Source organism: Streptomyces regalis (assembly GCF_001509475.1).
GTDB classification, from domain to species: domain Bacteria; phylum Actinomycetota; class Actinomycetes; order Streptomycetales; family Streptomycetaceae; genus Streptomyces; species Streptomyces regalis.
This window is the reverse complement of sequence record NZ_LLZG01000308.1, coordinates 1-299: the sequence shown is the minus strand read 5'-3', so window position 1 is coordinate 299 and position 299 is coordinate 1. Positions and strand designations below refer to the sequence as shown.

General features: G+C 69.6%; 1 protein-coding gene. It reads left to right on the top strand.

Features of this window, described 5'->3' with window-relative positions; all coding sequences use genetic code 11:
* A partial coding sequence (locus ADL12_RS27340; protein WP_159053312.1) for an acyltransferase domain-containing protein occupies nt 1-299 on the top strand: 299 nt, incomplete at both ends.

Genomic DNA, 299 nt, shown 5'->3' with positions numbered 1-299 from the left:
CGCCTACACCGCCGGAGCACTCACCCTCGACGACGCCGCCAAAATCGTCACCCTCCGCTCCAAAACCCTCCTTGAACTGGCCGGCACCGGCGGCATGGCCTCCCTCCCCCTGTCCGCCGACGACACCCGCACCCTCCTGGCCGACCACACCGACCTCCACATCGCCGCCCTCAACGGACCCACCACCACCGTCATCGCCGGCGACGCGGAATCCCTCGCCCGCCTGGTCAGCAGCCTCAACGAGCAGAACATCCAAGCCCGCACCATCCCCGTCGACTACGCCTCCCACACCCCCCACG